This window comes from Mycobacterium sp. 663a-19 (genome assembly GCF_035616495.1).
Taxonomy (GTDB): domain Bacteria; phylum Actinomycetota; class Actinomycetes; order Mycobacteriales; family Mycobacteriaceae; genus Mycobacterium.
In genome coordinates, this window is sequence record NZ_JAPJAV010000004.1 from 36,293 (window position 1) to 60,987 (window position 24,695).

The window sequence follows — 24,695 nt, forward strand, 5'->3', positions numbered from 1 at the left end:
CTGTCGCGGCCCGGAAGTTCCGGGAATTCACATGGTAGCGAAGGCATCCGCGCGGCCGGGGTCACCAGCCCAGCGGCAGCGGATGCCCCTCGGCGAAGCCCGCGACCGACTGCACGCCGACGACGGCCCGGTCGTACAACTCCGCCAGGTTCGAGGCGCCGACGTAGGTGCAGGTGCTGCGCACGCCCGAGGTGATGTGGTCGATCAGGTCCTCGACCCCGCCGCGGTCGGGGTCCAGCCCCATCCGCGACGTCGAGATGCCCTCCTCGAACAGGGCCTTGCGGGCGCGGTCGAACTCGGTGTCGCCGGTGCTGCGGGCCACCACCGCCCGCTTGGACGCCATGCCGTAGCTCTCCTTGTACGGCTGGTCGTCGCGGTCGCGCATCAGGTCCCCGGGCGACTCGTAGGTTCCGGCGAACCAGGAGCCGATCATCACGTTCGACGCGCCGGCGACCAGCGCCAGCGCCACGTCCCGCGGATGCCGGATCCCGCCGTCGGCCCACACGTGACCACCGAGTTGCCTTGCCGCCGAAGCACATTCGAGCACCGCGGAGAACTGCGGACGGCCCACCCCGGTCATCATCCGGGTGGTGCACATGGCGCCGGGCCCGACTCCGACCTTCACGATGTTCGCCCCGGCGCCGAGCAGGTCGCGGGTGCCCTCCGCCGAGACCACGTTGCCCGCGGCCAGCGGCACGCCCAGGTCCAGCGACGCGACCAGCTTGATCGCCTCCAGCGTCTTGACCTGATGCCCGTGCGCGGTGTCGATGACCAGCACGTCGACGCCGGCCTCGACCAGGGAGCGGGCCTTGGCCCCCACGTCCCCGGTGATGCCGACGGCGCCGCCGATGCGCAGCCGCCCGTCGGCGTCGGTGGCCGGGGTGTACAGGCCGGCGCGCAGCGCCCCGGTGCGGGTCAGCACGCCGGCCAGCGTGTCGTCGGGGTTGGTCACCAGTGCGACCTGGGTCGGGGCATGCTCGAGCAGGTCGAAGATCTTCCGCGGGTCGGTGCCGACGGGGGCGGTCACGAAGTCGCTCACGGTGACGTCGCGGACCCTGGTGAAGCGGTCCACGCCCAGGCAGGACGACTCGGTCACCAAACCGATGGGGCGGCCCTCGAAGACCACCACGGCGACGCCGTGCGCGCGCTTGTGGATCAGCGCGATCGCGTCGGACACCGAGTCGTCGGGTGCGAGCATCACCGGGGTGTCGAGGACGAGATCGCGGCTCTTGACGAATTCCACCGTCCGCTGCACCGCGGTGATCGGAAGGTCTTGCGGCAGAATGACAATGCCGCCGCGGCGCGCCACCGTTTCGGCCATCCGCCGCCCGGCCACGGCCGTCATGTTGGCGACGACGACCGGGATGGTGGTGCCGGAGCCGTCGCCGGTGGCCAGGTCGACGTCGAACCGCGACGCGACGTCGGAGCTGTTCGGCACGATGAACACGTCGTTGTAGGTCAGGTCGTACCCAGGCCGGTGCCCGTCCAGAAATTTCATTCGCTATCGCCCCACCGTGTACCTGCGGGCCAGTTTAGTTGGCCGAACTAGGCGGGCACCTCCGTGCGGTCCCCGCTCCACAGGGTATGGAACTTCTTGCCGGGGTCCTCGTCGATGCGGCCGTAGGTGTGCGCGCCGAAGAAATCGCGCAGGCCCTGGGTCAGCGCCGCGGGCAGCCGCTCGGTGCGCAGCGCGTCGTAATAGGACAGCGCCGAGGAGAACCCGGGGATCGGGATGCCCAGCCGGGTGGCGGTCACCACCACGCGGCGCCAGCCGTCGATCGCCGCCTCGATCGCGCTGCGGAAGTACGGCGCCACGATCAGCGTGGGCAGGTCGGGGTCGGAGTCGTAGGCCTCCTTGATCCGGTTGAGGAACTTGGCCCGGATGATGCAGCCGCCGCGCCAGATGGTCGCCAGGTCGCCGGGCGTGATGCCCCAGTCGTATTCGGCGCTGCCGGCCTGGATCTGGTTGAAGCCCTGGGCATACGCGATGATCTTCGACGCGTACAGGGCCTGCCGGACGTCCTCGGTGAATTGGGTTGCGTCGGTTGGCTTTTCACCGAGCTCGCCCGACGCCAGCCCGGTGGTGGCCCTGCGCTGGGCCACCGAACCGGACAGGGCGCGGGCGAACACCGCCTCGGCGATGCCGGTGACCGGCACGCCGAGGTCCAGCGCCGACTTCACCGTCCAACGGCCGGTGCCCTTCTGCTCGGCCTCGTCGAGGATGACGTCCACCAGCGGCTTGCCGGTCTTGGCGTCGGTCTGGCGCAGCACCTGCGCGGTGATCTCGACCAGGAAGCTGTCCAGGTCGCCGTTGTTCCACTCGTCGAACACGTCGGCGATCTGCCCGGCGGTCTTGCCCAGGCCGTCGCGCAGCAGCTGGTAGGCCTCGCCGATCAGCTGCATGTCGGAGTACTCGATGCCGTTGTGCACCATCTTGACGAAGTGCCCGGCGCCGTCGGGGCCGATGTGGGTGCAGCACGGCACGCCGTCGACGTGTGCGGAGATCTCCTCGAGCAGCGGGCCCAGCGACGTGTAGGACTCGGCCGGCCCGCCCGGCATGATCGACGGCCCGTTGAGCGCCCCCTCCTCGCCGCCGGAGATGCCGGCGCCGACGAAGTGCAGCCCGCGTTCGCGCATCGCCTTCTCGCGGCGGATGGTGTCGGTGTAGAGCGCGTTGCCGCCGTCGATGATGATGTCGCCTTCCTCCATGGCGTCGGCGAGCTGATCGATGACGGCGTCGGTGGGGTCGCCGGCCTTGACCATGATCAGCACCCGCCGCGGCTTCTCGAGCGCGTCCAGGAATTCCTCGATGGTCTCCGATCGCACGAAGTTGCCCTCGCCGCCGTGCGCTTGAAGCAGCGCGTCGGTCTTGGCGACGGACCGGTTGTGCAGCGCGACCGTGTAGCCGTGGCGGGCGAAATTGCGGGCGATGTTCGAGCCCATGACGGCCAGGCCGGTGACCCCGATCTGCGCGGTGCCGGTCTTGGAACCTGGCCGGGTATCCGACGAACTCATGTGCTGCCTTTCAGTCGCGCCATTTGACGGCGATCCCGACACACTCTGGCACAGCGAACCGGCGGTCCTCCAAAGTGTTTCGCCCCCGCGCCGCCGCTAGACGTTGAACAAGCGCTGTAGCTCGGTGAGCCACGGCACGGCCAGCGCGACGGTGGGCACCACGAACACGGCCGCCGCCGCCAGGTAGGCGGCGGCCGACAGCATCAGGCTGTTGCCCCGCCCGGACAGCCGCCGCACCCGCAGCACCGTGCTGGGACCGCCGGCGGCCAGCGCGCCCGACGGAGCCCGCCCGGAGGCGCAGGCGACCAGCGCCCGGGCCAGGGGAGTGCGGCCGGTCGCGCGCACCGCGGCGTCGTCGGCGAGCAGTTCGACGAGCAGTTGCACCGCTCGCAGCGCGTTGGCGCTGCGGACCAGCCGCGGGAAGGCGGCGTGCACCGCGGTGAAGGCCTCCAGGACCAGGTCGTGGCGGGCGCGCAGGTGGGCCCGCTCGTGGGTGAGGATGGCGGCGACCTCGGTGTCGGCGAGCGTGGTCAGCGTTCCCTCGCTGACGACGACGCGGCTGCGCACGCCGGGCAGGCAGTAGGCGAGCGGTTGCGGAACGTCCAGCACCCGAAGGTCGCGCGCCCGGGCGCACGGCTGCGCGAGCGCCGCGTCGTGGCCGACGCCGACCAGGTCGACCACCATGCGGTGGTGGGCCCGGCGTCGCCGGTTTGCGATGGCGACCCGCACCACCGAGACCATCAGCCGCGCACCGACCAGCACGGTCAGCGCGAAGACCGCGATGTAGGCCGTCCACAGCGGCCAGCCGAGCCGGCCGGCGGCGCCGACGACGCTGGCGGTGGGCCGCCCGTCGGGGCCCGGCATGAGCACCCGCGTGGCGATCGCGATGCCCGCGCTGAACGCCGAGAGCACCGCGGCCAGGGCGATGGCCTGCCACAGCACCATCGCGGCGCGCGGAGCGCGCAGCGGCCACCCCGCGCGTGCCAACAATGCCGGCGCCGGGCCGACCAGCAGCACCGCGAGGAGGGTGAAGGCCGCCGCGGACACGCTGCTAGTCTCCCTTACTCCTCCGCGTTAGCGCCAGCCGATGGCGTTTTGCGTTGGGTTGCTTCCAATTCGGCGAGTGCCCGCCGAAGCGCGTCCGCCTCGTCGGCGCCGACGCGCTCGACGAAGTGCACCAGCGCGGCCTGCCGGCCGCCGGAATCCTCGACCTGGGACAGGGCATCGACCATCAGCCCGGCGACCAGCTCGTCGCGGCCGTGCACGGGCGCGTAGCGGTGCGCCCGGTCGTCGCGGATCTGGGAGACCAGGTTCTTCTTGGCCAGCCGTTGCAGCACGGTCATGATCGTGGTGTAGGCAAGGTCGCGTCGCGCCGACAGCGCTTCGTGGACCTGGCGGACGGTCTGGGGTTCCGGGGTGGACCACAGGTGATCCATGACGGCGCGTTCCAGATCCCCGAGCCGTGTCAGTTTTGCCATAGTTCGTTCATCTCCTGAGCGTTGCCACAAGCGTACTCCCGATTACTACCGACTGTCGTACCGAAGGCTGGCGAATAACTGTGAGCGGAACCCGCGCCGAGCCCTTGCGAAATTAGGGCAGCCTTGCCTATGCTAAACCGGTCGAGCGACACGACCGCGGCAGAGTCCTGAGGGCTGCAGTGACCCCCGGTCTACTCGATCGGCGAGCCCCGTGCCCTGTGCACGGGGCTCGCCCGTTTTCACCGATGGTGTAGACACATTGGCGTGCCATCGCCCGAAGAGCTTCTCCCGCCGGATTTCACCGCCCCGTTCGACACCGAGTTGGGGCTGCAATTCACCGAGCTCAGCCCCGACGGGGCCCGGGCGCAACTCGAGGTCACGCCCAAACTGCTGCAGCCGATGGGCCTGGTGCACGGCGGGGTCTACTGCTCGATGATCGAGAGCATGGCCAGCGTGTCCGCCTACACCTGGCGCGCCGCGCACGGCGGCGGCAACGTCGTCGGGGTCAACAACAACACGGATTTCCTGCGGTCCATCAGCTCGGGGACGGTCTACGGCAGGGCGGAACCGATCCACCGCGGCCGGAGCCAGCAGCTGTGGTTGGTCACCGTCACCGACGCCGACGACCGGGTCGTCGCCCGGGGTCAGGTGCGGCTGCAGAACCTCGAGGCGTAGCCCGTTAGCTGGCCCGCCGGGCCGCCGGGCGCTTCGCCTCGGCCGCCAGCACGGCCAGCTGTTCGAGGCGGGTGCGGGCGAACGCCTGCTGCTCGGTGATGGTGAGCTGGCCGCGGCGGGTGCTCAGGAAGGTCACGGTCCACGACAGCAGCGTGCTGACCTTTGTCTTGAAGCCGACCAGGTAGACCAGGTGCAGCACCAGCCACATCAGCCAGGCGATGAACCCGCTGAACTCCATGGGGCCGATCTTGGCGACCGCGGAAAACCGCGACACGGTGGCCATCGAGCCCTTGTCGAAGTATTGGAACGGCTCGCGCTCGGCGGGGTCGGCCCCGTCGAGCTCGGCCCTGATCAGGCCGGCGACGTACTTGGCGCCCTGGATGGCGCCCTGCGCCACCCCCGGCACGCCCTCGACGGCGGCCATGTCCCCGATGACGAACACGTTCGGGTGCCCGGGGATGGACAGGTCGGGCAGCACCTTGACCCGCCCGGCCCGGTCGATCTCGACCGCCGACTGCTCGGCGAGGTCCTGGCCGAGCCCGCTGGCCTGCACCCCGGCGGACCACACCTTGCACGCCGTTTCGATCCGCCGGGTGGTGCCGTCGGAGTCCTTGACCGTGATGCCGTTGCGGTCGACGTCGGTGACCATCGCCCCGAGTTGGATCTCCACGCCCATCTTCTGCAGCCGCGCCGCCGCCCGGTCACCGAGCTTTTCGCCGAACGGCGGCAGCACCGCCGGTGCGGCGTCGAGCAGGATCACCCGCGCCCGGGTGGAATCGATGTGCCGGAAGGACCCCTTCAGGGTGTGGTTGGCCAATTCGGCTATCTGCCCGGCCATTTCGACGCCGGTGGGGCCGGCGCCGATGACCGTGAAGGTCAGCAGCTTGGCCCGTCGTTCCGGGTCGCGGGAGCGTTCGGCCTGCTCGAAGGCGCTCAGGATGCGGCCGCGCACCTCGAGCGCGTCGTCGATCGATTTCATGCCGGGCGCGAACTCGGCGAAGTGGTCGTTGCCGAAGTACGACTGGCCGGCGCCGGCGGCGACAATCAGTGTGTCGTAAGGGGTTTCGTAGACGTGACCCAGCAGATCCGAGACGACGAACCGCCCCTCCAGGTCGATGTGCGTGACGTCACCGAGCAACACCTGGACGTTGCGCTGCCGGCGCAGCACCACCCGGGTGGGCGGGGCGATGTCGCCCTCGGACACGATGCCGGTGGCCACCTGGTACAGCAGCGGCTGGAACAGGTGGTGGGTGGTGCGGGCGATCAGTTTGATGTCGACGTCGGCGTGCTTGAGCTTCTTTGCCGCGTTGAGCCCGCCGAAACCCGATCCGATGATGACGACTTGATGACGACGCTCGGGTGCAGCAGTGGTTTCCGCCTGCGTGCTCATGTTCGGGTTGCTCCTGCCGGGGCTTCTTGACGCGCGAATTCAGTTAGCTACCACGCTAGTCAGCGGATACCCGAAACCCAATTCGTTTGCATGTGTAATGACCCACACCGGCTCGCCGCCCCTGGCCGCGCTCACAGACCGACCAGGGGCCGCAGCGCCTCCCCGGCGGCGGCGATGACGCCGGGTGTGTAGAAGGGCATGTTGATGATCACCCCGTCGATCCCGGCGTCCAGCACCTTGGTCTTGATCTGGTCGGCGACCGACTCGGCGCTGCCGGCCACCATGCGCTGGGTCATCTCCGCGGGGATCCGGTCGGCGCTGAAGTTCTCGTCGACGACGGCCGTGGTCAGCGTGCTGGTCTCCAGCGTGGCCGGGTCGCGGCCGATCTCCTCGCAGCGCTGCCGCACGACCTTCACCTTGGCCGGCAGCTCGTCGAACCCGGCGATGACGTTGAGGTGGTCGAAGTGGCGCGCGGCCAGCGGGATCGTCTTCTTCTCGCCGCTGCCGCCGATCATCAACGGAATGTGGTCGCGGAAGCGCGGATTGGCCATGGCCTGGTTGGCGCGATACCACTTGCCCTCGAAGGTCGGGCGTTCGCCCTTGATCATCGGCAGGATGATCTGCAGCGCCTCGTCGAGCCGGTTGAACCGGTCGGTGAACGTGCCGAACTCGAAGCCCAGCTGGTCGTGCTCGAGCTCGAACCAGCCGGTGCCGATCCCCAGGATCGCCCGGCCCTGGCTCACCACGTCCAGCGTCGTGATGATCTTGGCCAGCAGCGCCGGGTTGCGATAGGTGTTGCCGGTCACCAGGGTGCCCAGCTGCACCCGCTCGGTGCCGGTGGCCAGCGCGCCCAGCGCGGTGTAGGCCTCCAGCATCGGCTGGTCGGGATCGCCCAGCATGGGCAGTTGGTAGAAGTGGTCCATGACGAAGACCGAGTCGAAACCGGCCGCTTCGGCCTCGCGGGCCTGGGCCAGGACGGTGGGGAAGAGTTTGTCCACCCCGGTGCCGTAGGAGAAGTTGGGAATCTGCAGACCGAGTCGAATAGCCACGCCGTCTACCGTAATGCGGCGCCCCGCGTCGGGATACGGCCCGGATTCAGCGTCAGGCGAAACGTGCCAGGGCGCCGTGGCTGACGTGCAGGGTCTGGCCGGTGATGTGGCGGGCCGCCGAGGTGGTGAGGAACAGCGTCAGGCGGGCGACCTCCGTCGCGACCGACGGCGGCGTCCGGGAGAGGCCGTCGTAACCGGCCTGGGCGCTGCGGCCCCGTGCCACCACGTTGATCGTGATCCCGCGGGTGCCGAAGATCTCCGCCTGTCCCGCAACCCAATTCGAGAGGGCCGCCTTGATCGCGGCGTCGGCGCTGCCGGCGGGCGGGTTTCCGGCCACCACGCAAACGATGGAGCCACCGGAGCGCAGGTGGTCGCCGACGGCGTGCACCGTCAGCGCCGCCGAAAGCACCGTCGCGTCGAGCGCTTTGCGCCATGCCGTGGCCGTGTCGGAGAGCGCATAGGTGCGCGGGTCGCCGGCGTCCCAGTCCGGGGCCGGCACGTGGACGATCGTGTCGAGGTGGTGGGGGAACAGACCGCGAACCGATTCCAGGCTCGCCGGGTCGGTGGTGTCGCAGACGATCGCGTCCACGTCCAGCTCTTTGGCAGCGACCTCGAGGTCGCTGCGCCGCGAGCCCACGAGGGTCACCCTGTGACCGTCATCGCGGAAGCCCTCGGCCACTGTGCGCCCCAGCGCCGTATCCCCGCCGGTGACCAGCACCTCCACAGCCATGACCTCCTCGTGCTCAACGTTGAACGTCGATACCGGTCGATGTTACTGGACAGTAGCTATTCGGGGAAATCCCGTCGGGCGCGCCGCGCAGATCATTTGCATAACTATTCGGCCGTCACTCGTTTGCGACTATTTGGCCCCCGGCGGGCCGCATCGTCGGCGCGTTAGGGTTCACCCATGCGCCGTTTCCTGGGCCTTCTGTTGGCCGCGATGCTGCTGCCGGGGACGGTGTCCTGCGCCTCGAAGCCGCAGGCGTCCGGGTCGATCGTGGTTTTCGCGGCAGCCTCGCTGAAACCCGCGTTCACCCGGATCGGCCAGCGGTTCAAGACCGACAACCCGGGCAGCGGCGTCGAGTTCGATTTCGGCGGCTCCTCGGAGCTCGCGACCCAGCTGACCCAGGGCGCGACCGCCGACGTCTTCGCATCGGCGGACACCGCGCAGATGGACACCGTCGCCAGGGCCGGGCTGCTGGCCGGTGACCCGGCGAACTTCGCGTCCAACACGTTGGTGATCGTCACGACGCCGGGCAACCCGAAAAGGATCGGGTCGTTCGCCGACCTCGCCAGGCCCGGGCTCGCCGTGGTGACCTGCCAGCAGCCGGTGCCCTGCGGATCGGCGGCCCGGCGCGTCGAGTACGGCACCGGCGTGCGGCTCAACCCGGTCAGCGAGGAACCCAGCGTGACCGACGTCCTCAACAAGGTCACCAGCGGGCAGGCCGACGCGGGGCTGGTCTACGTCACCGATGCGCACGCCGCCGGAAACAAGGTGGCGACCGTCGACTTCCCCGAGGCGTCCGGCGCGGTCAACGTCTATCCCGTCGGGGTGCTGAAGAAGGCGCCGAAACGGGCCCTGGCGCAGAAGTTCGTCGCGCTGGTGACGTCCGACGCGGGGCAGAAGGTCCTCGCCCAGTCGGGCTTCGCGAAACCCTGATCGCCGGCCGTGCACCGACCGACGGACCTGCCCCGCTGGGTGTACATCCCCGCCGCCGCCGGGGTGGTCTTCGTGGCGCTGCCGCTGTTGTCGATCGCGATCGAGGTCGACTGGCCCAACTTTTGGTCGCTGATCACCAGCTCGTCGTCGAAGACGGCGCTGCTGCTCAGCCTGAAGACCGCCGCGGCCAGCACGGTGCTGTGCGTGCTGCTGGGGGTGCCGATGGCGCTGGTGCTGGCCCGCGGCACCGGGCGGCTGGTCCGGGCGCTGCGACCGCTGATCCTGGTTCCGCTGGTGCTGCCGCCGGTGGTCGGCGGCATCGCGTTGCTGTACGCGTTCGGCAGGCTCGGCCTGGTCGGCCGATACCTGGAGGCCGCCGGGGTGAGCATCGCGTTTTCCACCACCGCGGTGGTGCTGGCGCAGACGTTCGTGTCGCTGCCGTTTCTGGTGATCTCCCTCGAGGGCGCCGCGCGAACCGCCGGAGCCGACTACGAGGTGGTGGCGGCGACGCTGGGGGCGCGGCCCAGCACCGTCTGGTGGCGGGTCACCCTGCCGCTGCTGCTGCCGGGGGTGGTGTCGGGGGCCGTGCTGGCGTTCGCCCGCTCCCTGGGGGAGTTCGGCGCGACGCTGACGTTCGCGGGTTCGCGGCAAGGCGTGACCCGCACGCTGCCGCTGGAGATCTATCTGCAGCGGGTGACCGACGCGAACGCCGCGGTGGCGTTGTCGATTCTGCTGGTGGCGGTGGCGACGCTGGTGGTGCTGGGCCTGGGCGCGCGCAGGCTGGCCGGACCGGGGGCGGGGTAGCCGGCGATGAGCGAGTTGCAGCTTCGCGCGGTGGTGGCCGACCGCGGGCTAGACGTGGAGTTCTCGGTGTCGGCGGGCGAGGTGCTCGCGGTGCTGGGGCCCAACGGCGCGGGCAAATCGACCGCCCTGCACGTCATCGCGGGGCTGGTGCGTCCCGACGAGGGCGTGGTGCGGTTGGGGGATCGGGTGCTGACCGACACGGCCGCCGGCGTGCAGGTGGCGACCCACGATCGCCGGGTCGGGCTGCTGCTGCAGGATCCGCTCCTGTTTCCGCACCTGAGCGTCGCCGCCAACGTGGCGTTCGGGCCGCACAGCCGTCGCAGGATCGTCGGCAAGTCGCGTGGCGGGCGGCGCGCCGAAGAGCGATCGAGGGCGCTGCGCTGGCTGCGCGAGGTGGGCGCCGAGCAGCTCGCCGACCGGAAATCGCGGCGGCTGTCCGGCGGTCAGGCCCAGCGGGTGGCAATCGCGCGGGCGCTGGCGGCCGAGCCCGACGTGTTGTTGCTGGACGAGCCGCTGACCGGGCTGGACGTCGCCGCGGCCGCGGCCATCCGCGCGGTGCTGCGCGGCGTGGTCGCCCGCAGCGGCTGCGCGGTGATCCTGATAACGCATGACCTGCTGGACGTGCTCACCCTGGCCGACCGGGTGCTGGTGCTCGAATCCGGGAGGGTCGCCGAGATCGGTCCGGCGGCCGAGGTGCTCGCCGCGCCGCGCAGCCATTTCGGCGCCCGCATCGCGAGCATCAACCTGGTCAACGGGACGATCGGGGCCGACGGCTCGCTGCGCGCCCGGTCCGGCGAGCCGTGGCACGGGATGCCGGCACAGGAGCTCGGCGGCGGGCAGGACGCCGTCGCGGTGTTCCCGCCGACGGCCGTGGCCGTCTACCGAGAGCCGCCGCACGGCAGCCCGCGCAACTGCGTGCGGCTGACCGTCGCGGAGCTGGGTGTGCGCGGTTCCGCCGTGTTGGTGCGGGCCCGCGAGCAGCCCGACGGGGCGCCGGGCCTGGCCGCGGAAATCACCGTGGACGCCGCGTCGGAGCTGCGGCTGGCGCCGGGGGAGGAGGTGTGGTTCTCGGTCAAGGCCACCGAGGTGACGCTGTATCCGGCGGCCGCGCGGCCCGCTCGCTCCTGACCGTCGGGACGGACCGCCCGCCGTCGAAACTGGTTGCACATTGGCAACATCGGGAAAACCGCACCGCATCGTCAGCAGCGCACCCTTGCGTCACAGCCGTAACACGGTAGGTTCGTCGCCATGGATCAGGTGGACCCGAACTCGACACGCCGCAAAGCCCTGTGGGCGACGCTGGCGATCGCCACGGTGACCGGCGCCAGCGCCGTCACCATCGCGTTGCCGGCGACGTCGCACGCCGATCCGGAGACCCCCACCCCGGTCCCGGCAACCACGGCCGCCCCGCCGCCGGCCGCCCCCGCGCCGAACGCGCAGCCCGCGCCGAATGCGCCGCCGGCGCCGGGCGATGCGAACGCCGCGCCGCCGCCACCGGTCGACCCGAACGCGCCGCCACCGCCGGCCGTCGACCCCAACGCCGGCCGGATCGGCAACCCCGTCGGCGGATTCAGCTTCGTGCTTCCGCCCGGCTGGGTGGAGTCGGACGCGTCCCACCTCGACTACGGCTCGGAGTTGCTGAGCAAGACCACCGGCCAGCCGCCGATGCCCAATCAGCCGCCGCCGGTGGCCAACGACACCCGCATCGTGATGGGCCGGCTGGACCAAAAGCTTTACGCCAGCGCCGAAGCCAACAACTCCAAGGCCGCGGTCCGGCTCGGCTCGGACATGGGTGAGTTCTTCATGCCGTACCCGGGCACGCGGATCAACCAGGAATCCGCGACGCTGGCCGGCGCCAACGGGATCACCGGAAGCGCGTCGTACTACGAGGTCAAGTTCAGCGACCCGAGCAAGCCGAACGGCCAGATCTGGACGGGCGTCGTCGGCACGTCCAACGCGACCACGCCGCAGCGCTGGTTCGTGGTGTGGCTCGGGACCGCCAACGACCCGGTGGACAAGGGCGCGGCCAAGGCGCTGGCCGAGTCGATCCAGCCCTGGACCGCCCCGCCGCCGCCCGCCGCCGCGCCGGGGGCGCCCGGGGCACCCGCTCCGGAGGCGCCGGCTCCTGCGCCGCCCGCCCCGGCTCCCGCCGCACCCGCGCCACCGGCACCGGGCGCGCCGCCGCCGGCCGCACCGCCGGCCCAAGCACCCGCCGGCGAGGTCACTCCGACGCCCGCGCCGGCGCCACAGCAGACCCAACCGGCCTGACCCGCCGATCGGTTTGCCGTACCGTCGCCGGTTCGGCCCGCAATTCGTGACCCAAACGGGGTATACCGAAAGCACGGCCCGGCAAACGAACCGGGCTTTGCCAGCGAATGCAGGGAGGCCCGGATGGACGTCATGGCAGCAACCGAATATCTTGCCCGCTCGACAACGCTGACCAGCGTCGGCTGGATCGGCTACATCATCATCGGCGGCATCGCGGGCTGGATCGCCGGCAAGATCGTCAAGGGCGGCGGGTCCGGCATCCTGATGAACATCGTCATCGGCATCATCGGCGCATTGATCGGCGGATTTCTGCTGAGCTTCTTCGTCGACACTGCCGCCGGCGGCTTTTGGTTCACCCTGTTCACGGCGATACTCGGCTCGGTGATCCTGCTCTGGATCGTCGGCATGGTCCGAAGGACCTGACCCGGCGAAACCGTTGCGGCCGTGGCGGATAGCGGCAAGATGGACTGATGGCCCCCGTCGCGACAACGACCATGCGCGCCTGGCGAGTGCGTCGGCCCGGCCCCGTGGACACCGGTCCGCTCGAGCGGGTCACCGCCGACGTGCCGCGCCCCGAGCCGTCCGAGCTGCTGGTGGCGGTGCGCGCGTGCGGCGTGTGCCGCACCGATCTGCACGTCGCCGAGGGCGACCTTCCCGTGCACCGCGAGCACGTGACCCCGGGCCACGAGGTGGTGGGGGAGGTCATAGAGGTCGGCTCAGAGGCGGGCGACGAGTTCAAACCGGGCGACCGGGTGGGCATCGCCTGGCTGCGCCACACCTGCGGGGCCTGCAAGTACTGCCGCCGGGGCGCCGAGAACCTGTGTCCGAACTCCCGCTACACCGGCTGGGACGCCGACGGCGGATACGCCGAATTCGCCACCGTGCCAGCGGCTTTCGCGCACCACCTGCCGAGCGGCTACAGCGACACCGAGCTCGCCCCGCTGTTGTGCGCCGGCATCATCGGCTACCGGTCACTGCTGCGCGCCGAGCTACCGCCGGGCGGCCGGCTGGGGATCTACGGCTTCGGCGGCAGCGCCCACATCACCGCGCAGGTCGCGTTGGCCCAAGGCGCCGAGGTGCACGTGATGACCCGTGGGGTCGAGGCGCAGGAGCTGGCGGTCAAGCTCGGCGCCGCGTCGGCGCAGGGCGCCGCCGATCCGCCGCCGGTGCCGCTGGACGCCGCGATCCTGTTCGCTCCGGTCGGTGATCTGGTGCTGCCCGCGATGGCGGCGCTGGACCGCGGCGGCACCCTGTCGATCGCCGGGATCCACCTGTCCGACATCCCGACCCTGAACTACCAACGGCACCTGTTCCAGGAGCGCCAAATGCGGTCGGTCACGTCCAACACCCGCGCCGACGCGCGGGCGTTCCTCGACTTCGCCGCGCAGCATCACATCGAGGTGACCACGCCGGAATACCCGCTGGACCAAGCGGATCGGGCGTTGAGCGATCTGGCCGCCGGGCGCATCGCCGGCGCGGCGGTATTGCTCGTCTAAGGACTCAGGTCGACAGGTGCCAGACCAGCGCGGCGGCCAGGGCGCCCAGCCCGTTCAGCGACCAGTGCAGGGCGATCGGCGCGAGCAGGCTGCCGCTGCGCCGGCGTAACCAGCTGAAGACGAACCCGGCCGTGGCGGTGGCCAACACCGCCAGCGTCACCCCGGCCACCATCCCGGCGAAACCCCCGCCGAACACCCGGGTGAAGCCGACGTTGCTGCTCGTCAGCCCCAGCGACGTGGCGACGTGCCACAGGCCGAACAGCAGCGAACCCACCAGCGCGACCCCGCGAAATCCCCAGGCCCGGCTCAACGCACCGTGCAGCACCCCGCGGAACGCCAGCTCCTCGGGGATCACCGTCTGCAGCGGAATGATGATCATCGAGGCGATCAGCGCCCCGGAGATCGTCGCGTAGTGATGGTTCATGAACATCGGCCGGGTCATCGGCAGCAGCACCCCGACCCCGATGACCGACGCGACCACGCCCACCGCGGCCAGCGCATAACCGAGCCCGGACTTCCAATGCCTGCGGCCCAGGCCCAGGTCGGACCAGTCCAGGCCGCGCGCCCGCATCAACGCCACCAGCCCCACCGCCGCGGCGGGGACGGTGGCGACGCTGGCCCAGGGGGTGGTGAAGTGCGCGATCAGGTTGGTCAGCACCAGCACCACGACGACGACGGCGACGTCGAGCTGCACCCGGAACCGGTGCAGCGCCGAGGGGCTCGACACCACAGTGGCGTCGATCGTCGCGTCGGGCATCCGGCAAGCTTACCGGGCGACCCCGCCCGGCCGGCTCACTTCCAGTCGTTGTCCCAGGTCCAGCCGGAGATCTGCGGGTCGTCCTCGCCGCGCTCGCGGGTGTAGCGGCGGGCGGCCAGGCGGGCGTCCACCATGCTCTGCCGCAGCACCGCGGCCCGGCTGGCCAGCCCGTCGACCCGGTCGACGACGTCCATCACCAGGTGGAAGCGGTCGAGGTCGTTGAGCATCACCATGTCGAACGGCGTCGTCGTCGTGCCCCGCTCCTTGAACCCGCGCACGTGAATCTGGTGGTGGTTGGTGCGGCGATAGGTGAGCCGGTGGATCAGCCACGGATAGCCGTGGTAGGCGAAGATGACCGGCTTATCCCGGGTGAACAGCGCGTCAAACTCCTTGTCCGGCAAGCCATGTGGGTGCTCGGATTCCGGCTGCAGCCGCATCAGGTCGACGACGTTGACCACCCGCACCGCCAGCTCGGGCAGCGCCCGGCGCAGGATGTCGGCGGCGGCCAGCGTCTCCTGCGTCGGGATGTCCCCGGCGCAGGCCAGCACCACGTCGGGTTCGGCGACCGCAGATCCAGCGGTGCTCGCCCACTGCCAGATGCCCAGGCCGCGGGTGCAGTGCGCGATCGCGGCGTCCATGTCCAGGTAGGTCAGCGCCGGCTGCTTGCCGGCGACGATGACGTTGACGTAGTTGCGGCTGCGCAGGCAGTGGTCGGCCACCGACAGTAGCGTGTTGGTGTCGGGCGGCAGGTACACACGGGTCAGCTCGGCCCGCTTGTTCGCGACCAGGTCGATGAACCCGGGATCCTGATGGGACGCGCCGTTGTGGTCCTGGCGCCACACGTGCGAGCTCAGCAGGTAGTTCAGCGACGCGATCGGCATTCGCCACGGCAGCTCGCGGCTGGTGGCCAGCCACTTCGCGTGCTGGTTCAGCATCGAGTCGACGATGTGCACGAACGCCTCGTAGCAGTTGAACAGCCCGTGCCGGCCGGTCAGCAGGTAACCCTCCAGCCAGCCCTGGCACAGGTGCTCGGACAGCACCTCCATCACGCGGCCGTCCGGCGCCAGGTTTTCGTCGTCGGGCTCGGTCCGCGACAGCCACACCTTGTCGGTGGACTCGTACACGGCGTCCAGCCGGTTGGAGGCCGTCTCGTCGGGACCCATCAGGCGGAAGCGGTCCGGGTTGCGGGCGATGACGTCGCGCAGGAACGCGCCCAGCACGCGGGTGGCCTCGTGCATGGTGGCGGCCGGCGCCGTGACCGGCACCGCGTAGTCGCGGAAGTCCGGCAGGTCCAGTTCGCGCAGCAACAGCCCGCCGTTGGCGTGCGGGTTGGCGCTCATCCGCCGGTCTCCCCGCGGGGCGATCGCCTTCAGCTCGGGGCGCAGCGCGCCGCTCTCGCCGAACAGTTCCTCGGGACGGTAGCTGCGCAGCCACTCCTCGAGTTGCGCGCGGTGCGTGGGGTTTTCGTGGGTGGCGGCCAGCGGAACCTGGTGCGCGCGCCAGGTGCCCTCCACCCGCTTGCCGTCCACGCTCTTGGGTCCGGTCCAGCCCTTGGGGGTGCGCAGCACGATCATCGGCCACACCGGCCGCGCGGTGGTGGCGCCGGCGCGGGCGGCCTGCTGAATGGCCGCGATGTCGTCGAACGCGTCGTCGAGGGCCGCGGCGAGCTGCTGGTGCACGTCGGCCGGCTCGTCACCGGCGACCGTGATCGGCCGATAGCCGTAGCCGCTCAGCAGCGACTCGAGCTCGGCGTGCGGGATGCGGGCCAGCACGGTCGGGTTGGCGATCTTGTACCCGTTGAGGTGCAGGATCGGCAGCACGGCGCCGTCGACGGCGGGGTTGAGGAACTTGTTCGAGTGCCAGCTGGTGGCCAGCGGTCCGGTCTCGGCCTCGCCGTCGCCGACCACGCAGGCCACCACCAGGTCGGGGTTGTCGAACGCCGCGCCGAACGCGTGCACCAGCGCGTAGCCGAGCTCACCGCCCTCGTGGATGGACCCCGGGGTCTGGGCGGCGACATGGCTGGGGATGCCGCCGGGAAAAGAGAACTGGCGGAACAGCTTTCGCAGCCCGTCGGTGTTCTCCCCGATGCCGCTGTACACCTCGCTGTAGGTGCCCTCGAGGTAGGCGTTGGCCACCAGCCCGGGCCCGCCGTGACCGGGACCGGTGACGTAGATGACGTTGGCGTCGCGGTTGCGGATGATGCGGTTCAGGTGTGCGTAGACGAGGTTGAGCCCCGGGGTGGTGCCCCAGTGACCCAGCAGCCGGGGTTTCACGTGTTCGGCCGACAGCGGTTCGGTGAGCAGCGGGTTGTCCAGCAGGTAGATCTGCCCGACCGACAGGTAGTTGGCGGCGCGCCAGTACTTGTCGATGAGGGCCAGCTCGTCGTCGGAGAGGGCTGGAGGAACGGACGTCGCGGTTGTCGGGGTTCGTAGGCTCACCGGACCGATTGTCCCCGCCTCCGGTGAACCGCACTCTACCCGGCGCTCATTCTTCGCCGCGGGCCCGGGCCTCGTAGGCCCGGCGCTGCTCGACGTCGACGTCGTCGGTGAAGACGTGCTCGCCGCCGAGCAGGCGGTTGAGGCCCTCGCCGAGGACCCGCGGCATGAACCGCTGCGAGACGACCATCGCGCCGGCCGCCTTGGTGACCCGCACCCGCGGCCGCGGGCGCACCACCAGCCCGACGATCGCGTCGGCGATCTCCGACGGCTCGGCGTTCCGGAATCCCCTGGCCCCCTTGGTGCCCGAGGTGAGTTCGGTGTTGACGAACGACGGCAACACCATCGAGAACTTCACGCCGGCGTCGCGGTACTCGAGCCGCGCCGAGTCGGTGAACGCGACCACCGCGTGCTTGCTGGCGCAGTAGGTGGCCAGCCCGACGGCGTAGATCTCCCCGGCCAGCGAGGCGACGTTGATGACGTGCCCGGAGCCGCGGGGCACCATGCGCTGCACCGCCAGCTTGCTGCCCAGCATCACGCCGTAGACGTTGATGTCCAGGATGCGCCGGGTGACCGAGTCGGGCTCGTCGATGATGCGGCCCACCGGCATGATGCCGGCGTTGTTGACCAGCACGTCGATCGGGCCGAGCTGGCGCTCGACGTCGTCGAGGAAGTCCGCGAACGAGTGCGGGTCGGTGACGTCGAGCTTGCCGTAGACGTCGAGCCCCAGCGCGGCGCCCGACTCCTTGACCCGCACCTCGTCGATGTCGCCGATCGCGACCTTGGCGCCCAGGTTGTGCAGCGCGGTCGCGGTGGCCAGGCCGATTCCCCTTGCGCCGCCGGTGATCACGATGACCTTGTCGCGGACCTTCAGGGCGATGGATTCGGTGTCTGCCATCCGGTAAGCACAGCACTCGACGTCGGGGCGGCGCAACAAACGCAGTCAGCGCAGCGTGAGCCAGGCCAGGCTGGCGGCCCCGACCAGGGCGCAGTAGACGGCGAACGGCGTCAGGGTGCGGGTTTGGAAATACCGCGTGAGGTAGCGCACCGAAAGGTAGGCGCAGACGAACGACGCGACGCTGCCGGCCAGGACCGGGCCGCCGATGCCGGCTCCCAGCGGCCCGAACAGCTCCGGGATCTTGTACACCCCGGCCGCCAGGATGATCGGCGTCGCCAGCAGGAAGGAGAACCGGGCGGCGTCCTCGTGCGACAGGCCGCGCCACAGGCCGGCCACGATGGCGATGCCCGAGCGGCTGATGCCGGGCAGCAGGGCCAGGATCTGGGCGGAGCCGATCACCACGCCCCGGCGCATCGGCAGCTGGGCCAGCCGATTGTCGACGGCCTCGCCGGTGTGCTCGCGCCGCTCGTCCGGTGTCGCGTCGGCCGAAGCGGGCGCCACCCGGCGGCGCAGCACCTCGCCCGCGTACAGGGCGATGCCGTTGAGGAGCAGGAACGCCGCCGCCGGAACGGGTTTGCCCAGCGTGGTGCGGAACAGCTGCTCGAGGGCCAGCCCGGCCAGGCCCACCGGGATGGTGGCCAGCACGATCAGCCAGGCCAGCCGCTCGTCGGGCGTGCGGACCCGCCGGTGCCGCACCGAGGAGAAGAACCCGGCCACGATGCGCACCCAGTCGCGCCAGAAGAACACCAGCAGCGCCGCGGCGGTGGCGACGTGCAGGCCGACGATGAATGCCAGGTAGGGCGATTGCGGCGCGGACACGTTGAGGTCCTGGGCCCATTGCCCGCCGACCAGCGCGGGGACCAGCACCGAGTGCCCGAGGCTGGAGACCGGGAACAGCTCGGTGACGCCCTGGGCGGCGCCGACGATCACGGCCTCGACATAGCTCAGGTGCGCGGTCATCGGTTGGCTGTCTCCGTCCGGATCGTGGGTCGGCCTGTGACGATAGCCAACGCTTCGGTGCCCGCGGCGGGCCGGCACCGGCACCGCGATAGGTTCGTCCGGTGACCGTCGACCCCAGGACACCGGTGCTGATCGGCTGCGGCCAGGTCAACCACCGCGACGAGATCGACCCGGGCAAGCGGTCCGTCGAGCCGGTCGACCTGATGGCCGCCGCGGCCCGGCAGGCCGCGAGCCCGCGGGTGATCGAGGCCGTCGACTCCATCCGGGTGGTCAACGTGCTGTCGGCGCAGTATCGGGACCCCGGGCTGCTGCTGGGCCAGCGGATCGGCGCCGCCAACTTCCGCACCCTGTACAGCCCTGTCGGCGGCAACGTGCCGCAGTCGCTGGTCAATCAGGCCTGCCTGGACATCCAGGCGGGCCGGGCCGGCGTGGTGCTGCTCGCCGGCGCCGAAACCTGGCGGACCCGACGGGGGTTGCGGGCCAGGGGCGGCAGGCTGGAGTGGACGGTTCAGGACGAGTCCGTCCCGGCGGCCGAGGTCAGCGGCGACGACGTCCCGATGGCCGGTGACGCGGAGCTCAGGATCCAGATGGACCGCCCGGCCTACGTCTACCCGCTGTTCGAGCAGGCGCTCCGCGTCGCCACCGGCGAGTCGGTCGGGGACCATCTCGCGCGCGTCGCACGGTTGTGGGCGCGGTTCAACGCCGTGGCGGTCGGCAACCCGAACGCGTGGATCCGCAAGCCGGTGACCGCCGAGGAAATCCGGCGGCCCGGCCCGCAGAACCGGATGATCAGCTGGCCGTACACCAAGCTGATGAACTCCAACAACATGGTCGACCAGGGCGCCGCGCTGGTCCTGACGTCGGTCGAGCGGGCGCGGCGGCTGCGGGTCCCGGCCGAGCGCTGGGTCTACCCGCAGGCGGGCACCGACGCCCACGACACCCCCGCCATCGCCGAGCGCGACGAGCTGCACCGCTCGACGGCCATCCGGATCGCCGGGGCCCGGGCGCTGCGGCTCGCCGGGCTGGGCATCGACGACGTCGACTACGTCGACCTGTACTCGTGCTTTCCGTCGGCGGTGCAGGTCGCCGCCGCCGAACTCGGGTTGAGCCTCGACGACCCCGCCCGCCCGCTGACCGTCACCGGCGGGCTGACGTTCGCGGGCGGCCCGTGGAGCAACTACGTCACGCATTCGATCGCCACCGTGGCCGGGCTGCTGGTCGCCAACCCCGGGCGGCGCGCCCTGATCACCGCCAACGGCGGCTACCTGACCAAGCACAGCTTCGGGGTCTACGGCACCGAGCCTCCCGCCGAATTCCGTTGGGAGGACGTGCAATCGGCGGTGGACGAGGAGCCCACCCGGACCGGCCTGGTGGAGTGGGAGGGCGTCGGCACCGTCGAGGCGTGGACGACGCCGTTCGACCGGGACGGGCAGCCGGAGAAGGCGTTCGTTGCCGTGCGCACGCCGGACGGGTCGCGAACGCTGGCGGTGATCACCGACCGCGCCGCGGCGCAGGAGACGGTGCGTGAAGACATCGGTGGCGCCAAGGTCGTCGTCGCCGCGGACGGCAGCGCCGCTTTGCAGTGACCCCCCGCCCGGCCATACCGCCAGGCCAGGGCGCCGTTTGCGGGGTAACGGTCGCGGAACCGAATGCGACTTGCCTATTGTCGAGGGTGACGTTGGGAGAGGTGAGCGCAGGTGCAGATCCTGGTTACCGACGCCACCGGCACCGTCGGCCGGCTGGTCGCACGGCAGCTCATTGCCGCCGGCCACACGGTCAGCGGCATTGCTGGGCGCCCGCACGGCGGCCTCGATCCCGACGTCGAATTTGTTTGCGCGCCGCTGAGCCACCCGGTCCTGCAGGAGCTGGCCGACGAGGCCGACGCGGTCATCCACCTCGCCCCGGTCGACCCGACCGCCCCCGGCGGCGCGGACATCGACGGGGTCGCCCGGGTGACCCACGCGGCCGCCCGCGCCGGCGCGCGGCTGCTGTTCGTGTCCCAGGCCGCGGGCCGGCCCGACCTGTACCGGCCGGCCGAGGAGCTGGTGTCCACCGGTTGGGCGCCGAGCGTCGTCGTCCGGGCCGCGCCGCCGGTCGGCCGTCAGCTGGACTGGATGGTGTGCCGCACCGTGGCCACGCTGCTGCGCAGCAAGGTCTCCGCGCAGACGATGCGGGTGCTGCACCTCGACGACCTGGTGCGGTTCCTGGTGTCGGCGCTGGACACCGACCGCACCGGCGTGGTGGATCTCGCCACCCCGGACACCACCAACGTGATCACGGCCTGGCGGGTGCTGCGCTCCGCCGACCCGCGTTCCAGGACGCATCGGATCCCCAGCTGGTCGCAGCTGATCCCGGAGTTGGATATCACTGCGGCGCAAGAGGATTGGGGCTTCGAGTTCGGCTGGCAGGCGATCGAGGCGGTGGCCGACACCGCGCGTGGACTCGTCGGCCGCCGGCTGGGGCCCGCGGGTGCCGTCAGCCACGGCGGGGAGCTGGCACTGCCGGTGGAGGTGCTGCCGCGGCACGTGCCGCCCGGCGAGCTGCGCAACGCCGCGCCGGAGGGCGTGGAGGGCGAGTTCGACGACCTGATCGATCCGCGGTTCCCGGTTTTCAGCGCGACCGGCCTCGCCGAGGCGCTGCCCGGGCCGCTCACCCCGATCACGCTGGACGTCCAGCTGAGCGGGCTGCGCACCGCCGGCCGGGTGCTGGGTCGGGTGCTCGCGCTCGGTGGCGTGGTGGCCGACGAATGGGGCAGCAGGGCCATCGCGGTTTTCGGTCACCGCCCCTACCTCGGGGTGTCCTCCAACGTCGTGGCCGCCGCCCAGCTGCCCGGCTGGGACTCCGACGCCGTCGTCCGGCGCGCCCTGGTCGGCCAGCCGCAGGTCGGTGACCTGCTGCCGCTCGGTCCGCCCCTGCTGGCCGGCGGCGCGGTCGGGTCGGTCGCCAAAGCGGTCGCCACGGCACGCTCGCTGGCCGTGCTGCGCCACCTCAGGACCAACACCCGGGCCTACGCCGCGGCCGCCGCCGCGGAACACCTCGATCCCGGGCAGCTGAGCCTGCTGCCCGACGCGGGCCTCGGGGTGCGGGCGCGGCTGCTGCGGGACCGGATTCACCAGGGCTGGATCCTGACGGCGCTGTCGTTGATCGACACCGGCCTCACCGCGGCCGCGCTGGAGCCCACCGGGGCGGGAACCAGGGTGCCGGGGCTGGACATGATCATGGAAGGCAGCGCCATTTCGACCGAGATCGCCGACCTGGCAACGGTTTTGCGCGACGACCCCCCGCTGCGCGCCATGGCCCGGGAGGGCAACCTGGACAGCATCCGTGCGCTGTCGCCCCGCACCGCCGCCGCGCTCGACGCCGCCATCGCCCGGATCGGGCACCGCGGGCCGGGGGAGGCGGAGCTGGCCGGCACGGTGTTCGCCGACGATCCGGCGATGCTGCTGGCGGCGGCCGCCGAAGCCGCCGCCGCACCCGCCGAGCCGGCCCCGCCCGCGACGCTGCCCCGGCGGCTGGCATCCGGCGCCCGCGTCTCGCGCGAGCTGGCCCACGACACCGCCATCCGGTTCACGCATGAGCTGCGAATGACGTTGCGCGAATTGGGGTCTCGGCGGGCCGCCGCGGAGCTGATCGACGTGGCGGCCGACGTGTACTACCTGACGTGTGACGAGCTGGTCACCATGCCGGCCGACGCCCGGCTGCGGATCAAGCGGCGGCGCGCCGAGCGGGAGCGCCTGCAGGCGCAACGCCCGCCCGACGTCATCGACGGGGCGTGGACGCCCGTCGAGGCGTCAGCTCGATAGCTCGGCAAGCGGCGAACCTGCATCGGCCAGCCGGTCGGGGTCGACGGAAGCGCCGGACCGGATCAGGGCCTTGACGTCGTCGAGCACGTCCCAGATGTTGACGTTCATCCCGGCCAGCACCCGGTTGTCGCCGTCGAGCCAGAACGCGACGAATTCGCGTCCGGCGACGTCGCCGCGGAACACCACCCGCTGGAAGCTGGGGGCGTGCCCGGCGTATTCCATTCCGAGGTCGTACTGGTCGGTGAAGAAGTAGGGCAGCTCGGCATATTCTCCTGGCTTGCCCAGCATCCCGGCCGCGGCCACGGCGGGTTGCTTGAGCGCGTTGGCCCAGTGCTCGGTGCGGATCCGGCAGCCGAACAGCGGGTGTTGCGCGGCGGCGATGTCGCCGACGGCGTAGATGTCGGGGTCGCTGGTGCGCAGCGACGCGTCGACCAGCACGCCGCCGTCACCCATCGACAGCCCGGCCGTTTCGGCGAGCTCGACGTTCGGCTTGGCGCCGACGGCCACCAGCACCGCGTCGGCGGCAACGGTCGACCCGTCGCGCATTTTCAGCCCGGTGGCCCTGCCGTCGGCCGTGGTGATCTCGTCGACCTGCGCCTCGAGTCGCAGGTCGACCCCGTGATCGCGATGCAGCCGGGCGAACACCTCGCCCACGGTTTCGCCGAGCGCGGCCGCCAGCGGTTGCTTGGCGGTCTCGACGACGGTCACGTCGACGCCGCGTTGCCGCGCGCCGGCGGCCACCTCCAGGCCGATCCAGCCGGCGCCCACGACGGCCAGCGAAGACCCTTCGGTGAGGACGGAATTCAGCGCCACGGCATCGTCGTAGGTGCGCAGATAGTGGACGCCCTCGGCGTCGGATCCGGGGATCGGCGGGCGCCGGGACGCCGATCCCGTCGCCAGCAGCAGCTTCGCGTACCGCACCGTGGTGCCGTCGGGCAGGGCGACGCTGTGTTCGCCCGCGTTGAGGGCGGACACCCGCGAACCGAGCCGCAGATCGACGTCGTGCTCGCGGTACCAGTCGGAGTTCTGCACCGTGAAGTCGGTCAGCGACTTCTTGCCGGCCAGGAACTCCTTGGACAGCGGCGGTCGCTCGTAGGGCAGGTGTTCCTCTTCCGCGAACAAGACGATCTGGCCGTCAAAGCCGTTGTCGCGCAACGCTTCTGCCGCCTTGGCTCCGGCGAGGCCGCCCCCGACGATGACGAATACGGTCGAGCTGGCCATGATTGCTGCTCCATTCTTTCGTCATTCTTTTGTCGCTGTTCCCAGCCTACTCGCGCCGGCTCACCGCAAATGTTCTTGCAGCGTCACGGCATTGCGCACCGCGTGCCCACCCAGGTCGTTGTTGAAATACACCCACACGTCCCTGTTGTCGCGGTCCCACCCGGCGATCCTGTCGGCCCAGCGCCGCAGCTCGTCGTCGGAATAGCTGCCGGCGTAGATCGCGTCCCGATCCGGGCCGTGCAGCCGGACGTACACGAAATCGGTGGTGGCGCGCGGAACGCACGCCAATCCGGCGCCGCTCATCACGACGTAGGCCGCGCGGCGGCGTTCCAGCAGTTGGTACACGGCCGGATCGTTCCACGACGGATGCCGCAACTCCATGGCCACCCGGATCGACGCCGGCACCTGCCGCAGGAACGAGTCGAGCCGCTCGTCGTCACGCTGCTGCTCGGGGTGCAGCTGGACAAGCAGCACGCCGTGCCGCTCGCCCAGCAGGTCCCAGCAGCGGATGAACCGTTCGATCCAGGGCTCGGGGGAGGCCAGCCGGCGGTAGTGGGTCAGCCCGCGATGGGCCTTGACCGACATGGTGAAGCCGGCCGGCAGCTGCTCGCGCCACGCCGCGAACGTCGAATCCCTGGGCCAGCGGTAGAAGCTGCCGTTGAGCTCGACGGTGTCGAACACCTCGGCGTAGCGGGCCAGCCGCTTGGCGGGCGCCAGCCCCTTCGGGTAGAGGACGTTGGTCCAGTGCTGATAGGACCAGCCCGACGTGCCGATCCGCACCGTCAC

At 70.9% G+C, this 24,695-nt stretch carries 22 protein-coding genes; 9 read left to right on the top strand and 13 right to left on the bottom strand.

The window, feature by feature from the left end; all coding sequences use genetic code 11:
• Window positions 1-61 precede the first annotated feature (61 nt).
• The 4 genes from OQ968_RS08780 to OQ968_RS08795 all read right to left on the bottom strand — a co-directional run bounded on the left by OQ968_RS08780 (window position 62) and on the right by OQ968_RS08795 (window position 4,493).
• On the bottom strand, window positions 62-1,498 hold the full coding sequence (locus OQ968_RS08780) for a GuaB1 family IMP dehydrogenase-related protein (RefSeq protein ID WP_324676758.1): 1,437 nt from the start codon (window positions 1,496-1,498) through the stop codon (window positions 62-64).
• 47 nt (window positions 1,499-1,545) lie between these two features.
• On the bottom strand, window positions 1,546-3,015 hold the full coding sequence (gene gndA / locus OQ968_RS08785; protein ID WP_324676760.1) for an NADP-dependent phosphogluconate dehydrogenase: 1,470 nt from the start codon (window positions 3,013-3,015) through the stop codon (window positions 1,546-1,548).
• A gap of 96 nt (window positions 3,016-3,111) precedes the next feature.
• The gene (locus OQ968_RS08790; protein ID WP_324676762.1) at window positions 3,112-4,062 is read right to left on the bottom strand and encodes a M56 family metallopeptidase; all 951 of its coding nucleotides are present in this window, start codon (window positions 4,060-4,062) and stop codon (window positions 3,112-3,114) included.
• 14 nt (window positions 4,063-4,076) lie between these two features.
• Entirely contained in the window at window positions 4,077-4,493 is a 417-nt protein-coding gene (locus tag OQ968_RS08795; RefSeq protein WP_324676764.1) for a BlaI/MecI/CopY family transcriptional regulator, read from the bottom strand.
• A 264-nt stretch (window positions 4,494-4,757) separates the two neighbouring features.
• Here OQ968_RS08795 and OQ968_RS08800 point away from each other — a divergent pair, with 264 nt between their 5' ends.
• Window positions 4,758-5,168: a PaaI family thioesterase gene (locus tag OQ968_RS08800; protein ID WP_324676766.1), complete on the top strand. Its 411-nt coding sequence runs from the start codon at window positions 4,758-4,760 to the stop codon at window positions 5,166-5,168.
• A 4-nt stretch (window positions 5,169-5,172) separates the two neighbouring features.
• Here OQ968_RS08800 and OQ968_RS08805 read toward each other — a convergent pair whose 3' ends face one another.
• From OQ968_RS08805 to OQ968_RS08815, 3 genes are all read right to left on the bottom strand, one after another.
• Window positions 5,173-6,558: an NAD(P)/FAD-dependent oxidoreductase gene (locus OQ968_RS08805; RefSeq protein ID WP_324676768.1), complete on the bottom strand. Its 1,386-nt coding sequence runs from the start codon at window positions 6,556-6,558 to the stop codon at window positions 5,173-5,175.
• A 131-nt stretch (window positions 6,559-6,689) separates the two neighbouring features.
• The gene (locus tag OQ968_RS08810) at window positions 6,690-7,607 is read right to left on the bottom strand and encodes an LLM class F420-dependent oxidoreductase (RefSeq protein WP_324676770.1); all 918 of its coding nucleotides are present in this window, start codon (window positions 7,605-7,607) and stop codon (window positions 6,690-6,692) included.
• A 52-nt stretch (window positions 7,608-7,659) separates the two neighbouring features.
• Window positions 7,660-8,337, bottom strand: coding sequence for an SDR family oxidoreductase (locus tag OQ968_RS08815; protein WP_324676772.1), 678 nt, complete (start codon window positions 8,335-8,337; stop codon window positions 7,660-7,662).
• Between the two features lie 177 nt (window positions 8,338-8,514).
• Here OQ968_RS08815 and modA point away from each other — a divergent pair, with 177 nt between their 5' ends.
• The 6 genes from modA (at window position 8,515) to OQ968_RS08845 (ending at window position 13,835) form a co-directional block, all read left to right on the top strand.
• Complete coding sequence (gene modA, locus OQ968_RS08820) at window positions 8,515-9,267, top strand: molybdate ABC transporter substrate-binding protein (RefSeq protein ID WP_324676774.1); 753 nt, start codon at window positions 8,515-8,517, stop codon at window positions 9,265-9,267.
• 9 nt (window positions 9,268-9,276) lie between these two features.
• Window positions 9,277-10,071 carry an ABC transporter permease gene (locus OQ968_RS08825; RefSeq protein ID WP_324676776.1) on the top strand — a complete coding sequence of 265 codons (795 nt, stop codon included), beginning with the start codon at window positions 9,277-9,279 and terminating at the stop codon, window positions 10,069-10,071.
• A gap of 6 nt (window positions 10,072-10,077) precedes the next feature.
• Window positions 10,078-11,199, top strand: coding sequence for a sulfate/molybdate ABC transporter ATP-binding protein (locus OQ968_RS08830; protein WP_324676778.1), 1,122 nt, complete (start codon window positions 10,078-10,080; stop codon window positions 11,197-11,199).
• A 120-nt stretch (window positions 11,200-11,319) separates the two neighbouring features.
• Window positions 11,320-12,339 carry an alanine and proline-rich secreted protein Apa gene (locus OQ968_RS08835; protein ID WP_324676780.1) on the top strand — a complete coding sequence of 340 codons (1,020 nt, stop codon included), beginning with the start codon at window positions 11,320-11,322 and terminating at the stop codon, window positions 12,337-12,339.
• Between the two features lie 123 nt (window positions 12,340-12,462).
• Window positions 12,463-12,762, top strand: a complete 300-nt coding sequence (locus OQ968_RS08840) for a GlsB/YeaQ/YmgE family stress response membrane protein (RefSeq protein WP_324676782.1) — start codon at window positions 12,463-12,465, stop codon at window positions 12,760-12,762.
• 47 nt (window positions 12,763-12,809) lie between these two features.
• A complete protein-coding gene (locus OQ968_RS08845; protein WP_420715862.1) occupies window positions 12,810-13,835 on the top strand; it encodes a zinc-binding alcohol dehydrogenase family protein in 1,026 nt (341 codons plus the stop codon).
• A gap of 4 nt (window positions 13,836-13,839) precedes the next feature.
• Here the strand turns inward: OQ968_RS08845 and OQ968_RS08850 are convergent, their stop codons facing one another.
• The 4 genes from OQ968_RS08850 to OQ968_RS08865 are packed head-to-tail and all read right to left on the bottom strand — an operon-like array spanning window position 13,840 to window position 18,885.
• Window positions 13,840-14,592, bottom strand: coding sequence for a CPBP family intramembrane glutamic endopeptidase (locus tag OQ968_RS08850; RefSeq protein WP_324676784.1), 753 nt, complete (start codon window positions 14,590-14,592; stop codon window positions 13,840-13,842).
• Between the two features lie 35 nt (window positions 14,593-14,627).
• Window positions 14,628-17,030: a phosphoketolase family protein gene (locus tag OQ968_RS08855; RefSeq protein ID WP_324676786.1), complete on the bottom strand. Its 2,403-nt coding sequence runs from the start codon at window positions 17,028-17,030 to the stop codon at window positions 14,628-14,630.
• 46 nt (window positions 17,031-17,076) lie between these two features.
• A complete protein-coding gene (locus OQ968_RS08860; protein ID WP_324676788.1) occupies window positions 17,077-17,925 on the bottom strand; it encodes an SDR family oxidoreductase in 849 nt (282 codons plus the stop codon).
• Window positions 17,926-17,970: 45 nt separating this feature from the next.
• Window positions 17,971-18,885 carry an undecaprenyl-diphosphate phosphatase gene (locus OQ968_RS08865; protein WP_324676790.1) on the bottom strand — a complete coding sequence of 305 codons (915 nt, stop codon included), beginning with the start codon at window positions 18,883-18,885 and terminating at the stop codon, window positions 17,971-17,973.
• 101 nt (window positions 18,886-18,986) lie between these two features.
• Here OQ968_RS08865 and OQ968_RS08870 point away from each other — a divergent pair, with 101 nt between their 5' ends.
• Together OQ968_RS08870 and OQ968_RS08875 are read left to right on the top strand one after the other, a co-directional pair.
• A complete protein-coding gene (locus tag OQ968_RS08870; RefSeq protein WP_324676792.1) occupies window positions 18,987-20,471 on the top strand; it encodes an acetyl-CoA acetyltransferase in 1,485 nt (494 codons plus the stop codon).
• Window positions 20,472-20,582: 111 nt separating this feature from the next.
• Window positions 20,583-22,688: an NAD-dependent epimerase/dehydratase family protein gene (locus OQ968_RS08875; protein ID WP_324676794.1), complete on the top strand. Its 2,106-nt coding sequence runs from the start codon at window positions 20,583-20,585 to the stop codon at window positions 22,686-22,688.
• Here OQ968_RS08875 and OQ968_RS08880 read toward each other — a convergent pair.
• Window positions 22,677-23,909: an NAD(P)/FAD-dependent oxidoreductase gene (locus tag OQ968_RS08880; protein ID WP_324676796.1), complete on the bottom strand. Its 1,233-nt coding sequence runs from the start codon at window positions 23,907-23,909 to the stop codon at window positions 22,677-22,679. The two genes, OQ968_RS08875 and OQ968_RS08880, sit on opposite strands and share 12 nt — an antisense overlap.
• 60 nt (window positions 23,910-23,969) lie before the next feature.
• The gene (locus tag OQ968_RS08885; RefSeq protein ID WP_324676798.1) at window positions 23,970-24,695 is read right to left on the bottom strand and encodes a DUF72 domain-containing protein; all 726 of its coding nucleotides are present in this window, start codon (window positions 24,693-24,695) and stop codon (window positions 23,970-23,972) included.